The 2424-nt window shown below is 68.8% G+C and carries 2 protein-coding genes; both read left to right on the top strand.

Annotated elements, in window-relative coordinates; genetic code table 11:
- The first annotated feature begins 180 nt into the window (after positions 1-180).
- Entirely contained in the window at positions 181-885 is a 705-nt protein-coding gene (locus RDU12_RS14885) for a response regulator transcription factor (RefSeq protein WP_259554255.1), read from the top strand.
- On the top strand, positions 854-2424 hold a 1571-nt coding region (locus RDU12_RS14880; protein ID WP_308685415.1), incomplete at its 3' end, for a stimulus-sensing domain-containing protein. The genes RDU12_RS14885 and RDU12_RS14880, both read left to right, overlap by 32 nt.

Below are 2424 nucleotides of genomic sequence, written 5' to 3'. Positions count from 1 at the left end.
CCGGCCATGAAACACTCGCACTGATGACCCCGCATCATGGCGCCAAGGCTTTAAGGCCGGGTTTCATTGCGCATTCAGGCTCGGCGGCCCATTTTATCGCCGTAATCTGACCCAGTTGATTTAGAACGGTAACGCTTGCCGCGCGTTGAGTGCGGAACGGAAGCCTGCAAGGAGAGCGCCTTGGCGAACATCACCCTGGTCGATGACGACGAAAACATCGTGGCGTCCGTCTCGCTGGCGCTGGAAAGCCATGGCCACAAGATCACCGCCTACCATGACGGGGCCTCGGGCCTCGAGGCGCTGGAGTCGAACCCGCCGGACCTGGCCATCCTCGACGTGAAGATGCCCCGGATGGACGGGATGGAGGTTCTGCGCCGCCTGCGCCAGACCAGTCAGATCCCGGTCATCATGCTGACCTCGAAGGACGAGGAGATCGACGAGATCCTCGGCTTCAACCTCGGCGCCGACGACTATATCCACAAGCCGTTCAGCCAGCGGCTGCTGATCGAGCGGGTCAAGGCGCTGCTGCGGCGCACCGGCGCGGACGGCGGAGAGCCCGAACCGTCGGGCGACGGTTCGACCAAGGCCATCAAGCGCGGCAAGCTGTCGATGGACCCGGCCCGGCACGAGTGCACCTGGGACGGCAGGCCGGTGAAGCTGACGGTGACCGAATTCCTGCTGCTTCAGGCCCTGGCCCAGCGCCCCGGCTTCGTGAAGAGCCGCGACAACCTGATGGACGCCGCCTACGACGACCAGGTCTATGTCGACGACCGCACCATCGACAGCCACGTCAAGCGGATGCGCAAGAAGTTCCGGGTGGTCGATCCCGAGTTCGACGCGATCGAGACCCTGTATGGCGTCGGCTACCGATACCGCGAGAGCTGAGCCGGACGATCCGGCCGACGACGACCGGCCCCGCCCGCCGCGGCGGTTCGGCGGCTCGCGGCTGGGCGGCTTCATCCTCGCCCTCAACCTGCTCAGCCTGCTGATCCTGTTCGTCGGGGCGCTGGTGCTGAACGAATGGTCGCGCGGCCTGATCGAGGCGCGGCAGGAGACTCTGGCCGCCCAGGCGGAATTGCTGGTCGAGGTGCTGGGAGAGCCCCAGATCGGCGTCACCCGCGGCGAGCCGACGCCCGAACTCAACTACATCGAGGCCAGCCGCTGGCTGCGCGACAACTTCATCCCCGAGGGCCAGCGCGCCCGGCTGTTCGACGTCGACGGCATCGTGGTCGCCGACAGCTACCAGGTGACCGAGGCCATTCCGGGCGAGCCTCTGCCTCCGGCCCGGCCCGCCGGCAGCCCGTCGGTCGTCCCCGACGCCGAGGAAAAGGCCCGCGACGCCCGCGATCTGGAGCAGGCTCGCAGAGCCCTGGCCGAAGAGGTCGAGAACGCGCTGGAGGGGCGGTCGTCGGCGACCGTGCGGATGTCGGAGAGCGGCGATCGGGTGGTGTCGGTCTCCATCCCCGTGCGCCATGTCGAACAGGTGCTGGGCGTGCTGACGCTGGAGGCCGGCGACGTCGACGAGACCCTGGCGGCGCAGCGCCTGGCCCTGATGCCGTTCGCCCTGGTGGCCCTGACCGTGTCGCTGCTGTCGTCCCTGCTGCTGCACCTGTTCGTGGCGCGGCCGGTGATGCGGTTGTCGGCGGCGGCGGATGCGGTGCGGCTGCAACGGGCGCGGGCCATCTCGCTGCCGGACCTCGACCACCGCAAGGACGAGATCGGCGACCTGGCGCGCTCGCTGGAGACCATGACCGAGACCCTGTCGGACCGGATGGACGCCATCGAGCGGTTCGCCGCCGACGTGGCGCACGAGATCAAGAACCCCCTGACCTCGATCCGCTCGGCGCTGGAGACCCTGCCTCTGGTCCGGACCGAGGCGCAGCGGGAGAAGCTGACCTCCCTGCTGCAGCAGGACGTGCGGCGGCTGGACCGGCTGATCACCGACATCTCCAACGCCTCGCGGCTGGACGCCGAGCTGAATCGCGACCGGCCGCGCCCGATCGACCTGACCGTGCTGCTGAGCGAGATCGTCGGGGTCTATGAGGCCGGGATCAAGCCGGACGGCGGCGTGCATGTGATCTTCACGGGGGCGGAGGCCGAACACGCCATGATCCGCGGCCGCGACGGGCCTCTGGGCCAGGTGTTCCGCAACCTGATCGACAACGCCCGCTCGTTCAGCCCCCCCGGCGGCGAGGTGCGGGTCAGCCTGTCGCGCGACGACATCGATCCGGACCGGCCGGTGCGGGTCTGCGTCGACGACGACGGGCCGGGCATTCCGCCGGAGAACCTGGAGACGGTGTTCGAGCGCTTCTACACCTCGCGGCCGCGCGGGACGGCGTTCGGAGCCAACTCGGGCCTCGGCCTGTCGATCGTCAAACAGATCGTCGAGGCCCATGGCGGCCGGGTCTGGGCCGAGAATCGCCG

The sequence above is a fragment of the Brevundimonas sp. genome (assembly GCF_031082345.1).
In the GTDB taxonomy this organism is placed as follows: domain Bacteria; phylum Pseudomonadota; class Alphaproteobacteria; order Caulobacterales; family Caulobacteraceae; genus Brevundimonas.
Note: the sequence above shows the minus strand (reverse complement) of the source record. Positions and strands in the feature narration are given on the sequence as shown.